Consider the following 15,365-nt stretch of genomic DNA (forward strand, 5'->3'; position numbering starts at 1 on the left):
CCCAGTCTAGGTCGGCGGGCGGACGGCATCACCTCGGCGGCCCACCCGGTACACGCGCCGCGGCGGCGCGGCGTTCAAGACCAGGCCGGTATCGGTGGCACGGCACCGTCCAGGTCCGCCCCGTCGGAACGCCCGCTGAGCCAGGCGAGCAGCCGCCCGCCGGTACCGGAGACGGTCCCGCCCGGCGCGGCACCCATCGTCCACTCGAAGCCGTCCGCGACCAGGCGCAACGCGGGCAGGTGCGCACCACGGGAGCTGATGGCGTGCTGCACGACGTCCTCGGCGAGCGGGCCGAGCAGGCCGAGCACGCGATCGAGGTCGTAGCCGACGTCGAGGTCGGCGAGGTGGATGGTCAGCTCGGACAGCCGCATCCGCACGACGACGGCCCCGCTGACCGGCGCGCCCTGCCGGTTGCGGGCCTCGCGCGCCCAGGCGTCGTCCGGCATGCCCGCGGCGTACCGCTCGAAGCGCCCGGCGGAGGCGACGAAGTCGGCCAGGATGTCGGCGGCCGAGTGCCGCGCGCTGGCCTCGATGTCGGCTTCGCGCGCCTCGACACTGGGGTACATCGGCGTCTCGACCCCGGTGTCGGCCCAGGTCAGCAGGTTCTTGAGGCCGTCCGCGTTGCGGGCCAGGTGGGCGAGCACGTGCGCCCGCGACCAGCCGGGCAGCGCACTGGGCGCGCGCAGTTCGGGCTCGCCGAGCCCACCGATGGCCCTGGCCCACTCGTCGTCGAGCTGCCGCACCCCGTCGAGGAGCGCGTGTGCTTTCTCGGATGCCGTCGTCACGGCCCCGAGTCTAGGAGGATCGGCGCAGCGCGGCGGGTGCTTCCGCCGGGACGGCCGGGTTCTTCGGGGCGATCGGCTCCAGCCGGGTGTACGGCGCGTCCTGCTGGGGCCGGGCGTCCGGTTCGCCCTTGTTCGGCCAGAGCGAGAACGCCCGCTCGGCCTGCGCGGTGATCGTCAGGGACGGGTTCACCCCGAGGTTGGCCGTGATCGCCGCGCCGTCGACCACCGAGAGGCCCGGGTAGCCGAACACGCGGTGGTACGGGTCGATGACGCCCTCGTCGGCCGTTGCGCCGATCGGGACGCCGCCGATGAAGTGGGCCGTCAGCGGGATGTCGAAGATCTCGCCCCAGGTGCCGCCCGCGATGCCGCCGATGTGGCCCGCCGTGCGCTCGTTGGCCTCGTGACCGGCCGGGATGAAGCTCGGGTTCGGCTCGCCGTGGCCCTGCTTCGACGTGTACTTGCGGCGGCCGAACAGCCCGCGTCGCGTGTACGTCGTGATCGAGTTGTCGAGGCTCTGCATCACCAGCAGGATCACCGTGCGCTCGGACCAGCGGTAGCCGTTGAGCAGCTTCGCCGTCTGGAGCGGGTGCTTGATCATGAAGCTGACGGCCTGCCGCCAGCGCGGCACCGGCGAAGCGCCGTCGGTCGCGATCGTCTGCAGCAGGCTCATCGCGTTGCTGCCCTTGCCGTAGCGGACCGGCTCGATGTGGGTGTTCTCGTCGGGGTGGATCGACGACGTGATCGCGACCCCGCGGCTGAAGTTCCGGCTCTCGTCGACGTCGGTCCGGGCGGCGCCGATGATGGCCTCGGAGTTCGTGCGGGTCAGCTCGCCGAGCCGGCGCGACAGCTTCGGCAGCGTGCCGGTGTCCTTCATCGCGTGCAGGAGGTTCTGCGTACCCCAGGTGCCCGCGGCGAAGACGACCTTCTCGGCCGTGATCGTCGTCCGGAACTTCTTCGACGTCGTGCCGGTCTTCTTCAGGTCGATCGCGTAGCCGGTCTCGGTCGGGCGCACGGAGGTCACCGTCGTCAGCGGGATGACCTTCGCACCGTCCTGCTCGGCGAGGTAGAGGTAATTCTTGACCAGGGTGTTCTTCGCCCCGACACGGCAGCCGGTCATGCACGAGCCGCACTCGGTGCAGCCGACGCGCTCGGGCCCGGCGCCGCCGAAGTACGGGTCCTTCGCGCGCTCGCCCGGCTTGCCGAAGTACACGCCGACCGGCGTCGGGTGGAACGTGTCGGCGACGCCCATGTCCTTGGCGACGTCGCGCATCACGACGTCCGACGGGGTGATCGTCGGGTTCGTGACGACGCCCAGCATCCGGCTCGCCTGGTCGTAGTGCGGCGCGAGCTCGGCTTCCCAGTCGGTGATGTGGGACCACTGCCGGTCGCGGTAGAACGGCTTGAGCGGCCGGTACAGCGTGTTCGCGTAGACGAGCGAGCCGCCGCCGACGCCGGCGCCCGCGAGCACCATGACGTCGTTGAGCATGTGGATGCGCTGGATCCCGTAGCAGCCGACCTGCGGCGCCCAGAGGTAGCGCTTGAGGTCCCAGGAGGTCTTCGCGAACTCGTCGTCGGCAAACCTCCGCCCGGCCTCGACGACGGCGACCCGATAGCCCTTCTCGGTGAGCCGCAGCGCCGCGACGCTGCCGCCGAACCCCGACCCCACCACGACGACGTCGTAGTCGGGGCCACCCGCACTGGTGGTGGTGTTACTGGCAGTCACACCCAGGAGCGTAACCCGGGGTCCGCGTTCTGACCAGAGGTAAGTTACTCGCCAGTCACCCTTCTGGAGGCTTACACGAGCGGTTTTGGTGGGTACTTATCAAGGCGCTCGATGTTCACGTCGGCGACACACCGCCGGGCGGGACACGATCCCAGGAGGCACCACGATGAGCCCACGAAAGCTCACCGGTTGGCGCAAGTCGAGCCACAGCCACTTCGAGGAGAACGCCTGCGTCGAGGTCGGCACCGCTCCAGGCGTCGTCGGGGTACGGGACACCAAACAGGCGGCGCTGGCGACCCGCCCGGTGCTCGTCTACTCCGCGGCCGCGTTCACCGCGTTCCTCGACCACCTCACCGACGGACGGTGAGGGCGTAGCAAACCCGAGGTGGGGCCGGTCGCGGCCTAGTTCCCGTTTCGCGCGTTGTCCAGGACCATCGCGGTGACCTGACGGGCGGCCTGACAGGAGTCGCTCTTGCCGATGTTCTTCTCGGACTGGTTGACGCTGATGTCGATGGCTTGCGTGTCACTGGTTCCGACGGCGACCGTGCACTCACCCCTCGCCCGCTGGTCGCCGACGCCGTCGTAAGCGACCAGCGGGTACCCGTCGACGGGCTCCAGCGGCTCGACGAAGGGATAGGCACTCCCCTTCGCCGCGTAGACGCTCGTCAGGCCACGCCTGTCGAGGTGACCGAAGATCACTCCGATGCCGGACCTTCCGGGAGCCTCCCAATTGCAGGTCGGGCCGGCCGGAGCGTCGAGCTCGGGTTTCGTCTCCGCTTCCGAGCCGAGCAACCCGGCAACCTGCGCCGGCGTCAACGCCTCGCACGGCGCCCGGTCGAACCTGGTCATGTCGATCGGGTTCGCGACCTTCGGCACCCCCGGACCGGGAACCTCGTCCACCGACCCGGAAGGCGGAGCACTCGGCACCGACGTGACCGGAACCGGCGTACCCCCGTTCGTGGTGCCGCAAGCGCCGAGCACCAGCACCGCGGCGGCCAGCGAAACAACCACGCGGAGCGTCACAGGCTGCCTCCGGCCTGATCGATCCCGGTCCGGTGCGTGTCTTCGGCGGCGGCGTAGTCACCCGCCGCAGCCCGGAACCTGCTCGCCATCGCCCGGCAGTACTCCTCACGCGCGATCAACGTCTCCAGCAACGCCTCACCGGACGCCCGGACGAGCTCCGCATTGCCCTGGCTGGCGTACTCGACTCCCGGCCCCTGAGCACGCGCGATCCTGTTCGCCTGCTTGCGGTCTTCCCGGAACTCGTCGGCCAGGTCGTCCCAGTCGTTGGCCAGCTCGCTCAGCGTCGCAAGCGAACCCGAAACCCCCGCCGGTCGGCACCCCGTAGGTACCTGCCGCCGGAACGCCGTCCGGCCCGGGCATCGACCACGTCCGGTTCGGGTCGTACGCGGGCTGGCAAGGGTTCCCGGCCCGCACACCTCACCGACGGACGGTGAGGCCCACCCGCTGGAACTCCTTCAAATCCGAGTACCCCGTCTTCGCCATCGCCCGGCGAAGGGCACCGAACAGGTTCACCACGCCCTCCGCGTCGGACGACGGGCCGAACAGCAGGGTCTTCAGGTCGACCGCGTAGTCCGGGCCGGCCGCCACTCGGGAACGGGGCAAGGACGGGTGGGCCGCCGCCGCGGTCCAGTACAGGCCCTGGCCTGGGGCGTCCTGGGCCGCGGCCAGGGGGGAGCCGAGCATCACCGCGTCCGCGCCGCACGCGATGGCCTTGGCGATGTCGCCCGAGGTGGTCATGCCGCCGTCCGCCAGGACGTGGACGTAGCGGCCGCCGGTTTCGTCGAGGTAGTCGCGGCGGGCGGCCGCCGCGTCGATGATCGCCGTGGCCATCGGGACGCCGATGCCGAGGACGCGGTCGGTGCTGGTGACGCCCGGGGTGTAGCCGTGGCCGACGATGACGCCCGCCGCGCCGGTGCGCATCAGGTGCATCGCCGTGCGGTAGTCGCTGACGCCGCCGGCGATCACCGGGACGTCGAGGCGGCCGATGAACTCCTTGAGGTTCAGCGGCTCGGCGTCGCGCTGGACGTGCTCGGCGGAGATGATCGTGCCCTGCACGACCAGGATCTCGACGCCGGCCGCGATGAGGTCGGGGGTCAGCTCGGCGGCGTGCTGCGGGCTGACGCGCGCGGCCACCGTGACGCCGGATTCGCGGACCGTCTTGATGGCCTCGCTCAGCAGGTCGAGCCGGATCGGCGCGGCGTGCAGCTCCTGCAGCACGCGGCCGACCGCGGTCGGGTCCTCGAGGTCCTCGGCCGCGCGGACCAGCTGGAAGATCGCGTCCTCGACGTTGGCGTGCCGTGCCCAGAGGCCCTCGGCGTTGAGCACGCCGAGGCCGCCCAGCTCGCCGACGGCGACCGCGGTGCCGGGCGACACGATCGCGTCGGTCGGGTGCGTGATCAGCGGCAGGTCGAAGCGGTACGCGTCGATCTGCCAGGAGGTGGACACCACCGAAGACGACCGGGTCCGCCGTGACGGCACGATCTCGACGTCGTCGAGGTCATACGCCCGCCGCGCGGTGCGGCCCATCCCGATCTCGACCAGGTCCCGCACGTGAAGCCTCCTCGAACGACGACGATCTGCCGTGCCCCATTGTCGCTAGTCCGCGTGGGTGACCTGCGCACGGGGGTCCGGACGCCGGCGCTACACCCGGACGAACACGGCGATCGGCGCCAGCATCGCCCCCAGCGCCAGCGCCAGCCAGGTCGCCACCGGCGGGTAGACGTTCAGCCGGACCGCGCCGAAGTAGACCGCGCCCAGCGCGAGCAGGGCCGCGGCGATCAGCAGGACCGGCCGGACGACGCCCGGGCGCAGGTCGACCACGCCGCCGCCCGCGCGCAGGTAGGCGATGCCGCCGTCCGCCGTGGACACGTCGAGGACGATCGGCTGCCCGGCCGGCAGGTCGAGGCCGGGGTCGACGGCGGTGACGCGGTACTGCCGGCCGCCCGCGACGATCGAGAGCGTGTGGCTGACCCCGCCCTCCCCGCCGACCGGGAGGGCGCCGCGCTCGTGGGACACCACGAACCCCTCGACGCGGTACGTCGGGGCGTCCCGGCCCGCCAGCACCTGGCACATCAGGCAGACGATGCCGCCCAGTGACAACGACACCAGCGCGACGGCCGTGAAGAACACCGTGCGCAGCACCCGCGTGAAGCGGCCGACCGTCATGCACCCCAGTGCACACCACGACCGCCACGCAAGGCGATAGGCCGATTACCGTAAGCACGCTAGGTCACGGTAACTCAGAAGGAAACCTTCTCCACGGAATCCGAACGCAGTACCGACTCCTGCTGGAACTGCTTGCGGTAGCCGGCGCGGATCCCTTCGATTTCCCGTTCGGCGGTACCGTCGGCGAACGGGTACAGCAGCACGATCACGTGGGTGTGCTCCCGGACGATCGCCCCGGACCCGCCACGCCACTGGCCGCTGCCGTCGAGGCGCGTGAAGCCGTCCGGGAACGCCGGGGTGATCTCGCGATCGGAGAACGCGGCGAACTCCTTGTCGGTCACCTCGGAGCCGTCCGGCTTGCCGGTGCCGAAGAACAGCTCGGTGCGCTTCCAGATCTCCCCTGGCGACTGCTGCGCCTGCGCCGGCGCGGCCGGGGTGTCGGCGGCGGACGCGGTCAGTCCGCCGCCGAACCCGACGAACGCCGCCGCCACCGCCGTCACCAAGGTCCGTCGTGGCATCGCCATGCGTCTCCTCCCCGATCGCCGCAGCCGAGTTTCGCGGCCGCGGCGATCGGGGGGAACGATCGAAAGGGCGGACTAACGAGTCGTGTAGTTGGGCGCCTCGACGGTCATCGTGATGTCGTGCGGGTGGCTCTCCTTGAGCCCGGCCGCGGTGATCCGCACCAGCTGCGCCTCCTGCAGCTGCGCGATCGTCTCGGCACCGGCGTAGCCCATGCCCGCCCGCAGGCCGCCGATCAGCTGGTGCACGACGTTCGACAGCGGCCCGCGGAACGGGATCCGGCCTTCGATGCCCTCCGGGACCAGCTTGTCCTCGTTGAGCACGTCGTCCTGGGCGTAGCGGTCCTTGGAGTACGACTTGGCCTGACCGCGGGACTGCATCGCGCCCAGCGAGCCCATGCCGCGGTAGACCTTGTACTGCTTGCCGCCGACCAGGATCAGGTCACCGGGCGACTCGGCGGTACCGGCGAGCAGGCTGCCCAGCATCACCGTGGACGCGCCGGCCGCGATGGCCTTCGCGATGTCGCCCGAGTACTGGATGCCGCCGTCGCCGATCACCGGGATGCCCGCCGGGCGCGCGGCCTGGTCGGCTTCGTAGATCGCCGAGATCTGCGGCACGCCGACGCCCGCCACGATCCGGGTGGTGCAGATCGAACCCGGGCCGACGCCGACCTTGATGCCGTCCGCGCCCGCGTCGACCAGCGCCTGCGCGCCCGCGCGCGTCGCGACGTTGCCGCCGACGATGTCGACCGAGTCGCCGAGCTCCTTCTTGAGCAGCGAGACGGTCTCGACGACCGCGCGGGAGTGCCCGTGCGCGGTGTCGACCATCAGCACGTCGACCCCGGCGTCGGCCAGCGCCATCGCGCGCTGGTGCCCGTCCGGGCCGACGCCGACCGCGGCGCCGACGATGAGCCGGCCGTCCGGGTCCTTCGTCGCCTTCGGGTACTGCTCGGTCTTGACGAAGTCCTTGACCGTGATCAGCCCGCGCAGCTTGCCCGCGCCGTCCACGATCGGCAGCTTCTCGATCTTGTGGCGGCGCAGCAGCCCGAGCGCCGCGTCCGCCGAGACGCCGACCTGGGCGGTGACCAGCGGCGCCTTCGTCATGACCTCCGACACCGGGCGGCTGTGGTCGACCTCGAACCGCATGTCGCGGTTGGTGATGATGCCCACCAGCGCCCCGGACGCGTCGGTCACCGGCACGCCGGAGATGCGGAACTTCGCGCAGAGGGCGTCGACCTCGGCCAGCGTCGCGTCCGGCGAACACGTGACCGGGTCGGTGACCATGCCGGCTTCCGAGCGCTTGACGACCTCGATCGCCGCGGCCTGCTCGTCGATCGGCAGGTTGCGCTGCAGGACGCCGATGCCGCCCTGGCGGGCCATGGCGATCGCCATCCGGGCTTCGGTGACGGTGTCCATCGCCGCGGACACCAGCGGGACGCCGAGGGTGATGTTCCGGGTCAGCCGGGAGCTCGTGTCGACGGCGCTGGGGACGACGTCCGATTCGGCCGGCAGCAGCAGCACGTCGTCGAATGTCAGGCCGAGCATGGCGAACTTGGCCGGAACGGGGGCGGTGGTGCCGTCGCTGGTCATAGCGGGTGAAGGGCCTTCCTGGCGCGGGATGAGCGGGGTCGCTGTGGCGACTCGGAGCCTTCTCCTCATGATATCCGGGCGGCGCGCCCGCCCCGGGCGGTGGGCGAGCCGTCGCGACCGCCGGGTACCGTGCTGGCCGTGGCGCACGATGTCCTGCCCCCAGACCCGTTCGCGGACGACCCGGACGACCCGGCCCGCGCCTTCGGTGACGACGAGGACCGGCTGGACGAGCCGATCAGCGACTCCGAACGCACCGAACTGCTGGCCGACCTCTCGGATCTCGCCGTCTACCAGGCCCTCCTCGAGCCCCGCGGGGTCCGCGGGATCGTGGTCGACTGCGGCGAATGCGACGAACCGCACTACCACGACTGGCACCTGCTGCGGGCCAGCCTCGAGCAGCTGCTGGCCGACGGGCGGATGCGCCCGCACGAGCCGGCCTACGACCCGAACCCCGGCGACTACGTCAGCTGGGACTACTGCCGCGGCTTCGCCGACGGCGTGACGGCCAACGAAAGCGCCTACTGAGCGCACCAAGACATACGAAAAAGCCCTGGTGAGATTGCTCACCAGGGCTTTTCCGTACGGGCTATTCGCCGCTGACGCTCTGCTGGCCGCCCACGGTCTCGCTGCGCGGGGTGCCGGGCTCGTTCCCGGTCGCGCCCGTGGTGGTCGGCGGCGGGGTGGGCGTCGGGGTCGGGGTCTCGGTGGTCGGCGGCGGGGGTGTCGGCGTCGGGGTCCCGCTGCCGGGCAGGCTGGTGGTGCCGCTGCCGCTGCCGGGGATGGACGTCGCCGAGCCGGCCGGCGGCACCTGCGTCGAGGAGGCACCGGGCGGTGCCGGCGGCACCGAAGTCTGGATCGGGCCCTGTACCGGCGCTTCGGGGTTCTGCAGCTGCGCGGCGAGCTGCCGGTGCTGCTCCATCAGCTGGGTGCGGTTGTCCTCGTCGCTGACCTGCGACAGCGCGGCCTGGGCGGCGTCGAGCGCCTCGCGCGCGGCGTCGAGGTTGCCGCCCGCGATGGCCAGGTTCGCCTTCTCGAGGTCGAGCTTCGCGTTCGCGGCGGCCTCGACCGAGCGGGTGTGATCGGAGTACAGGACCTTCGCGAGGCCCCAGAGGGTGTCGCCGGGTTCGGCGGAGCGCGCGGCCAGCCCGGTCCCGGTGAACGCGATCGCCAGCACGGCGGCGGCGACGGCGACGGGGACGAGCAGCCTGCGGCGGCGTCCGCTCGAGGCGTGCCGCTTCGCCAGAGCGGCGGTGCTGACGGTGCGCACGGCGGTGTCGACGTCGACGAGTTCGGCCAGCGGCTCGCTGTCGATGTCTCTTCGCCACGCGACCAGCAACGCGTTCAGCTCGTGGTCGCCGAGTCCGTCGGCCAGCGCCGGGTCTGAACCCCCGAGCGCGTCGAGCAGCGCGTCATCGGCCTGTACAGCCGACAGGTCGGCGGCGAATTCCGCCTCCGACGCCGTCAAGCCACTGGCGAAGACGTCATCCGGCTCGAAACCTCTCTCGTGACCGGTCACTCAGATCACCTCCTCCGCGGCCAGGACCTTTCTCAGCCGCGCGAGGGCGCGGTGCTGAGCGACTCGGACGGCACCCGGCGTGGAGCCGACCGCGTCCGCGGTCTCCTCCGCCGACAGGCCGACGACCACGCGCAGCACCACTATCTCCCGCTGCTTGTCCGGCAGCACCTGCAACAACTGGGACATCCGCTCGTTCAGCTCACCTTGCAGCGCACGCTGCTCGGGGCCGACCCCGCCTTCGACTTCGTCGGGGATCTCGGCCACCGGTTCGGCCCGGTTGCGCGCCGCCGCGCGGTGCGCGTCGGCCACCTTGTGCTGAGCGATCCCGTAGACGAAGGCCAGGAACGGGCGGCCTTGATCGCGGTACGAGGGCAATGCCGTGAGCACCGCGAGACACACCTCCTGCGCAACGTCGTCCGCCGAAGCGAACGATCGCTCCTGCCTGCCAACCCGGGCGCGGCAATACCGCACTACCAGTGGACGGATAGCAGCCAGCAGCCGCTCCACTGCCTGGGGATCTCCCTCGACAGCAGCGGCGACCGGTTCATCCAGTCCATCCCCCACATTGGCCATCGCAGACAACAGTCCCAGTGTTACGTGTAGGTGTGCAAAGAACCCGGCCCGTGGTCGCCTCCACCTCGAACCGGTGACCGCTACCGTACCTTCGGCCCGCTGCGGGCCGACGCGCGCGGTGTTCCCCGGCGCGCCGTGCTCGCCGTAACCGCGTAAGTACGGATTGTCCTGCAGACCCGGGGCCGGATCCGACGATTCAACGAACGAACGGGGCCACGGGTACGAGATCCGTCGGAGGGACGGGTGCCGCGACGGCGAACCGTCGCGGGGGCTGCCTCATCGGGCGCCGGAGTGTGATGGGGACCACACAGGTACGGGCCAGGGCGATGCGCCCTGGCCCGTCGTCACCTGTATTCCGGCCGTCAGGATCGGGGAGAACTGCCGCGGGGACGGTCAGCTGACCAGACCGCGGCGGAAGCCGTGCGCCACGGCCTGCGCGCGGTCGCGCACGCCGAGCTTCCGGAACAGCCGCCGGGCGTGGGTCTTGACCGTGTCCTCGGACAGGTACAGCTCGCGGCCGATCTGGCCGTTGCTCTTGCCCTGGCTCATCCCGCGGAGCACCTGGAGCTCGCGCTCCGTCAGCTGGACGCCCGGGTCGGACGGCTGACGGGGCGCGGGCACCGAAGTGCTCGCGAGGGTGTGGGCGAGGGCGGCGACGAGCTCCGGCCGGGACGCGTCCCAGCGGAGGTAGCCGCGCGCACCGCCGGCGATCGCGGCAGCGATGCTGCCCGCGTCGTCCGGGGCGCCGAAGACGATGACGTTCGCCTGGGGGTTGGCCGAGACGAGCCGCCGGGTGGCTTCGACACCCGTCGGGACCGCGCGCTGCGTCCCGACAAGCACGACGTCGACGGGCTGACGGGAGTACCGGGCCAGCAGCTCGTCACCGTGCGCTACGCAGTCGATGCGACTGACCCCAGGGACCGCGGACATCACTCGGGTGAGCCCTTCACGGACACTGCGTCGGTCATCGCAGATCAAGACCGTCGTCACGGGGTTTCCTTCCTGCAGCCGGGTGACATTCCTCTTCCCCTATCGGACGCTTTAGCCCGAACCTTGACACGATCCGGTGGCTTTTTTTGAAGTTTCTTAGCCCGGATGCCGGAACACCCCATTCCGACGGCTCAACCACCCGGGTCGGGCACCCACGGCGATTCCCCCGCGATCCTCCTCCCGCAAGGATCTGCGCTTCGTAACACTGCGTGCAACACCTGGGCGACTCTGAATCGATACTCCTCGGCGTGTCCTGGGCGCAGATCGGCCGCGACGAGGGCAGCAGGCCACAAAAGTGAAAGCAGTTCGCATTCCTCGGCGGTCGCCAACGCATTTCCGACAAGGCCGTCCGAAATCTCCCGGTGATCGGGAAGCCCGGCCGCCCGCACGGCGACTGCCAGCACGATCCCGGATTTCACCGCATGGCGCCGCGCACCCCGCGCGACTGCCGTTTCGAATGCGCGCTCGGCGTGCGGCACGGCGGCGGCGCCGTGACCTGCGGCGAGCTCGATCTCGGCACCGACCCAGCCCCCACGGACCCGCGCCCGCCACCCGGCGTGCTGATCGGCGGCCCTGGCGGCGAGCCTCCGGGCGGCGGAGAGGCGGCCGAGGGCGAGGTTGTCGGCGGCGAGACCGAGGAGGGCGTCGGCTCGCGCGCCGGCGGCGTCGAGGCCGTCGGGGTCGGGAGGAGCGGCGGCGGCTTTCGCGCGGGCGCTGTCACCGGGGCCGGGTTCGGGGGTGGGGGCGCTCGCGGGGGGCTCGCCACCGGGGCCGGGGCCAGGACCGGGCGTGCCTGCTCTCGCGCCAACCCGGCCGTCACGGCCCGGACCGGCTTCGAGGGCGGCGTCTCCGGGGCCGAGCCCGGGGCCGGGGCCGAGCGTGGCGGCCTTCGCGAAGGCCTCGCCGTCGAGGGCTCGGGCTTGGCGGTGCCCACCGAGCTGCCTCCGGTGCGCCCCGAGCGTGCTGGCCGCCAGCGAGGCCATCACCGGATCGCTGTCCCGGCGGAGCCGCTCAAGCAAGGCAGCGGCCGCCGCATAGCGGCCCTGGGCGCCGAGCACGATGGCGGCGAGCAGCCGTTCCCGCGAACTCGCCTCACGGCCGCTGGCGGCGCGCAGGGCTGCGGGGTCGGGCAGCGGGTCGCTCCCGAACGCGGCGGCCCTCAGGGCGGGTTCGTGCACCCGTCCTTTCTAGCGGTTACCCCCGACAAAAACATGATCGCTAGCGACGGCCGCCCACCAGGACGTGCTCGATGCGGTCCGCCGCGCCCGGGAGGTCGGCCAGCAGCTCCACCTTGTCCGGCAGGGCCGCCGGGTCCCAGCCCGGTCCGCAGGCGAACAGCCGGCTCCGCTGCCTCCCCCGCGAAACGCGCGCGAACAGCCGCGTGTCCGCCACCCCGCGCCGGTGCGCCCACAGCACCACCGCGGCCGGCGCGCTTCGCCGGACCGCCACCGCCAGTACCTCCGCCGGGAGCGGGACGCCGAACAGCTGGGCGCCGATCCGGCGGCCCGCCAGCGACGCCGCGAGCGCGTACATCGGCATCGAGTCGCGCTCCTCCGGGACGCAGCCGAGCAGCACCGGGCGGGTGTTGCGGGGCTCGTCGAGCACCGGGGTGGCGCGCACCAGCGCCGCGAACACGCACTCAGCCAGCAGGTACTCGACCTCCGCGCCCGCGCTCGCGCCGCGCCAGCGGGCCCCCAGTGCCGACAGCACCGGTTCGAGCACGCCCGTCCACGCGGGGAGCACGCCGAGCTCGGTGATCGTGTCCGCGAGCATGCGCTGGACCGCGCCGACGTCCATCGCCAGCGCCGCCGTGCTCAGGCGGCGGGCGAGGCGGGAACGGACTTCCGAACCGTCGTCGGCCACCGACGGGTCGGCGGGCTGCTCCGGTTCCTCCGGCTGCGGTGGTCCGGAGCGCGGCATCTGCTCGAGGGCGTAGCGCGCGGCCTCGGCCGTCGACGCGCCGCTCAGCAGCGCACGCTGCATCAGTTCGAGCCGTCCGATGTCGGAGCTGCCGTAACGGCGGTGGCGGCCGTCCGTGTGGCGGCTGGGGCCCAGTCCGTAGCGACGGTCCCAAGTTCTGAGGGTGGACGGGGCGACCCCGAGCCGGCGGGCAACCGAGGCCACCGGCAGGGTGGGTTCTTCGGTACCCGACCCAGCTCCCACGAGCCTCAATATCCAGGCACTCACCGCGGTCGGCAACCGGAGGCGAAACCCCTGCTCACACATCCGGGGGATGCCTAACGGCTGAATCGAACCGAATCGCTTGAACAACTATTGGCGCGCTTCTAACGTTACGGCCGTTGCACCGAATGGAGTATCGGCACCACAGCAGAGCAGCTAGCGGCATCGACCGAATGACGGAGGCGGTCAGGATGGCAGACACGCGCAGGCTCCCAGGACCCAACGCCGACATGTGGGACTGGCAGCTCGAAGGGTCGTGCCGGGGGATGGACAGCGCGTCCTTCTTTCACCCGGACGGCGAGCGCGGCCCGGCGCGGGCACGGCGGGAGGCCAGGGCTAAGGCGGTCTGCCTGAGCTGTCCGGTCTTGGAGATGTGCCGCAGCCACGCGCTGGCGGTGCACGAGCCCTACGGCATCTGGGGTGGACTCTCGGAGTCCGAACGCGAACACCTCATCAAGTCCGACAAACGCGCGCTCAGCATGTCCGGCGGCTGAGCGCCCCCGAAAACATCGAAGGGCGGCACCGGGTGGGGTGCCGCCCTTCGTGCTGTCCAAGGACGCGAAAGCGGGGCAGCACGAGTGCTGCCCCGCTTTCGGTGGAGCGTCAGTGCGAGTGGCCGTGGCCCGCCGCGGCGGGCTCTTCCTCGGCCGGCTTCTCGACGATCGACGACTCCGTCGTCAGCACGAGACGCGCGATCGAGGCGGCGTTCGCCACCGCGGACCGGGTCACCTTGACCGGATCGACGATGCCGGCGGCCAGCAGGTCGGTCAGCTCGCCGGTGGCGGCGTTGAAGCCGTGGCCCCAGCTCTGCTCCCGGACCTTGTTGACGATGACCGCGCCCTCGTGGCCCGCGTTGGTCGCGATCCAGAACAGCGGGGCGGACAGCGCGTCGCGCACGATGCGGACACCGGTCGCTTCGTCGCCCTCGAGGCCGAGGCCGCCGTCGAGCTCCTTGACCGCGTGGACCAGCGCCGAACCGCCGCCGGGCAGGATGCCCTCTTCGACGGCCGCCTTGGTCGAAGCCACGGCGTCCTCGATGCGGTGCTTGCGCTCGTTCAGCTCGGTCTCGGTGGCCGCGCCGACCTTGATGACCGCGACGCCGCCGCCGAGCTTCGCGAGCCGCTCCTGCAGCTTCTCGCGGTCCCAGTCGGAGTCGGTCGTCTCGATCTCCTTGCGGATCTGCGCGACCCGCCCGGCGATGGCGTCCTTGGTGCCGGCACCGTCGACGATCGTGGTGTCGTCCTTGGTGACGACGATCCGGCGGGCCTTGCCCAGCGCGCCGAGGTCGACGTCGGCCAGCTTGCGGCCGATCTCCGCGGAGATGACCTCGCCGCCGGTGACGACCGCGAGGTCGTCCAGGAACGCCTTGCGGCGGTCGCCGAAGAACGGCGCCTTGACCGCGACGGCGGTGATCGTCTTGCGCAGCGAGTTCACCACGAGGGTGGACAGCGCTTCGCCGTCGACGTCCTCGGCGATGATGAGCAGCGGCTTCTTGGCCTCGACGACCTTCTCGAGCACCGGCAGCAGCTCGGCCAGCGACGAGACCTTCTCGCGGACGAGCAGGATGTAGGCGTCCTCGAGGATCGCCTTCTGCTCCTCCGGGTTGGTCGCGAAGTGCGCCGAGAGGAAGCCCTTGTCGAACTGGACGCCCTCGGTGATCACCAGCTCGGTCGCCAGGGTCGACGACTCCTCGATGGTGATGACGCCGTCCTCGCCGACCTTCTCGACGGCTTCGCCGAGCAGGGCGCCGATGGTGGCGTCACGGGAGGTCACGGTGCCGACCTGGGCGATGCTCTCGCGGCCCTTGACCGGGGTGGCCTTGCTCTTGAGGATCTCGACGACCTTCTCCGCGGCGGCTTCGATGCCGCGGCCGATCGAGGTCGGGTTGGCGCCGGCCGCGACGTTGCGCAGGCCGACCTTGACCAGCGACTGCGCGAGCACGGTCGCGGTCGTGGTGCCGTCACCGGCGACGTCGTTGGTCTTGGTGGCGACGCTCTTGGCGAGCTGCGCGCCGAGGTTCTCGAACGGGTCGTCGAGCTCGATCTCCCGGGCGACGGTCACGCCGTCGAGGGTGATGGTCGGGCCGCCGAACTTCTTGTCGAGCACGACGTGGCGACCGCGCGGGCCGAGGGTGACCTTGACCGCGTCGGCGAGCTTGTTCACCCCGCGCTCCAGCGCGCGACGAGCGTCCTCGTCGAAACTGATCTGCTTGGGCATAGCGTTTTCCGCTTACCTTTCGAAGTTTCCGGACGCAAGAACGCCCCGTCCCCCGGCGTTGTGCGGGGCCCGGGGCGTCATGC

17 protein-coding genes are annotated in these 15,365 nt (G+C 71.4%); 3 read left to right on the forward strand and 14 right to left on the reverse strand.

Going from position 1 to position 15,365, the window contains the following annotated elements; all coding sequences use genetic code 11:
* Positions 1 to 74 precede the first annotated feature (74 nt).
* Together SD460_RS02255 and SD460_RS02260 are read right to left on the reverse strand one after the other, a co-directional pair.
* Entirely contained in the window at positions 75 to 785 is a 711-nt protein-coding gene (locus tag SD460_RS02255) for a maleylpyruvate isomerase N-terminal domain-containing protein (protein ID WP_290056689.1), read from the reverse strand.
* A 10-nt stretch (positions 786 to 795) separates the two neighbouring features.
* Positions 796 to 2,508, reverse strand: coding sequence for a GMC family oxidoreductase (locus tag SD460_RS02260; RefSeq protein ID WP_290056690.1), 1,713 nt, complete (start codon positions 2,506 to 2,508; stop codon positions 796 to 798).
* A gap of 166 nt (positions 2,509 to 2,674) precedes the next feature.
* Between SD460_RS02260 and SD460_RS02265 the strand changes: the two genes are divergently transcribed.
* Positions 2,675 to 2,875, forward strand: coding sequence for a DUF397 domain-containing protein (locus tag SD460_RS02265; RefSeq protein WP_290056691.1), 201 nt, complete (start codon positions 2,675 to 2,677; stop codon positions 2,873 to 2,875).
* A gap of 35 nt (positions 2,876 to 2,910) precedes the next feature.
* Here the strand turns inward: SD460_RS02265 and SD460_RS02270 are convergent, their stop codons facing one another.
* The 6 genes from SD460_RS02270 to guaB all read right to left on the reverse strand — a co-directional run bounded on the left by SD460_RS02270 (position 2,911) and on the right by guaB (position 7,805).
* Positions 2,911 to 3,531, reverse strand: coding sequence for a DUF3558 domain-containing protein (locus SD460_RS02270; RefSeq protein ID WP_290056692.1), 621 nt, complete (start codon positions 3,529 to 3,531; stop codon positions 2,911 to 2,913).
* Positions 3,528 to 3,662 carry a hypothetical protein gene (locus SD460_RS02275; RefSeq protein ID WP_290056693.1) on the reverse strand — a complete coding sequence of 45 codons (135 nt, stop codon included), beginning with the start codon at positions 3,660 to 3,662 and terminating at the stop codon, positions 3,528 to 3,530. The genes SD460_RS02270 and SD460_RS02275 overlap by 4 nt, the downstream gene beginning before the upstream one ends.
* 286 nt (positions 3,663 to 3,948) lie before the next feature.
* Positions 3,949 to 5,082 (reverse strand): GuaB3 family IMP dehydrogenase-related protein, encoded by a 1,134-nt coding sequence (locus SD460_RS02280; RefSeq protein ID WP_318305874.1) that lies wholly within the window; start codon positions 5,080 to 5,082, stop codon positions 3,949 to 3,951.
* A 90-nt stretch (positions 5,083 to 5,172) separates the two neighbouring features.
* Positions 5,173 to 5,697, reverse strand: a complete 525-nt coding sequence (locus SD460_RS02285) for a hypothetical protein (RefSeq protein ID WP_290056694.1) — start codon at positions 5,695 to 5,697, stop codon at positions 5,173 to 5,175.
* A 74-nt stretch (positions 5,698 to 5,771) separates the two neighbouring features.
* Entirely contained in the window at positions 5,772 to 6,221 is a 450-nt protein-coding gene (locus SD460_RS02290; RefSeq protein WP_290056695.1) for a DUF3574 domain-containing protein, read from the reverse strand.
* 72 nt (positions 6,222 to 6,293) lie between these two features.
* A complete protein-coding gene (gene guaB, locus SD460_RS02295) occupies positions 6,294 to 7,805 on the reverse strand; it encodes an IMP dehydrogenase (RefSeq protein WP_290056696.1) in 1,512 nt (503 codons plus the stop codon).
* A gap of 129 nt (positions 7,806 to 7,934) precedes the next feature.
* Here guaB and SD460_RS02300 point away from each other — a divergent pair, with 129 nt between their 5' ends.
* Positions 7,935 to 8,330 carry a DUF5319 domain-containing protein gene (locus SD460_RS02300; RefSeq protein WP_163046648.1) on the forward strand — a complete coding sequence of 132 codons (396 nt, stop codon included), beginning with the start codon at positions 7,935 to 7,937 and terminating at the stop codon, positions 8,328 to 8,330.
* A 61-nt stretch (positions 8,331 to 8,391) separates the two neighbouring features.
* On the opposite strand, the gene SD460_RS02305 is transcribed toward SD460_RS02300, so the two are convergent.
* From SD460_RS02305 to SD460_RS02325, 5 genes are all read right to left on the reverse strand, one after another.
* Positions 8,392 to 9,321: an anti-sigma-D factor RsdA gene (locus tag SD460_RS02305; protein WP_290056697.1), complete on the reverse strand. Its 930-nt coding sequence runs from the start codon at positions 9,319 to 9,321 to the stop codon at positions 8,392 to 8,394.
* Positions 9,322 to 9,894 carry a sigma-70 family RNA polymerase sigma factor gene (locus SD460_RS02310; protein ID WP_026468912.1) on the reverse strand — a complete coding sequence of 191 codons (573 nt, stop codon included), beginning with the start codon at positions 9,892 to 9,894 and terminating at the stop codon, positions 9,322 to 9,324.
* Between the two features lie 393 nt (positions 9,895 to 10,287).
* Positions 10,288 to 10,884 carry a response regulator transcription factor gene (locus SD460_RS02315; RefSeq protein ID WP_003073605.1) on the reverse strand — a complete coding sequence of 199 codons (597 nt, stop codon included), beginning with the start codon at positions 10,882 to 10,884 and terminating at the stop codon, positions 10,288 to 10,290.
* Positions 10,885 to 11,015: 131 nt separating this feature from the next.
* Positions 11,016 to 12,062 (reverse strand): hypothetical protein, encoded by a 1,047-nt coding sequence (locus SD460_RS02320; RefSeq protein WP_290056701.1) that lies wholly within the window; start codon positions 12,060 to 12,062, stop codon positions 11,016 to 11,018.
* A 40-nt stretch (positions 12,063 to 12,102) separates the two neighbouring features.
* On the reverse strand, positions 12,103 to 13,047 hold the full coding sequence (locus tag SD460_RS02325; protein ID WP_318305875.1) for a MerR family transcriptional regulator: 945 nt from the start codon (positions 13,045 to 13,047) through the stop codon (positions 12,103 to 12,105).
* 191 nt (positions 13,048 to 13,238) lie between these two features.
* Here SD460_RS02325 and SD460_RS02330 point away from each other — a divergent pair, with 191 nt between their 5' ends.
* Complete coding sequence (locus tag SD460_RS02330) at positions 13,239 to 13,559, forward strand: WhiB family transcriptional regulator (protein WP_026468909.1); 321 nt, start codon at positions 13,239 to 13,241, stop codon at positions 13,557 to 13,559.
* Between the two features lie 109 nt (positions 13,560 to 13,668).
* Here the strand turns inward: SD460_RS02330 and groL are convergent, their stop codons facing one another.
* Complete coding sequence (groL, locus tag SD460_RS02335; RefSeq protein WP_290056702.1) at positions 13,669 to 15,282, reverse strand: chaperonin GroEL; 1,614 nt, start codon at positions 15,280 to 15,282, stop codon at positions 13,669 to 13,671.
* Positions 15,283 to 15,365 lie beyond the last annotated feature (83 nt).

Source organism: Amycolatopsis solani, from assembly GCF_033441515.1.
In the GTDB taxonomy this organism is placed as follows: Bacteria; Actinomycetota; Actinomycetes; order Mycobacteriales; family Pseudonocardiaceae; genus Amycolatopsis; species Amycolatopsis solani.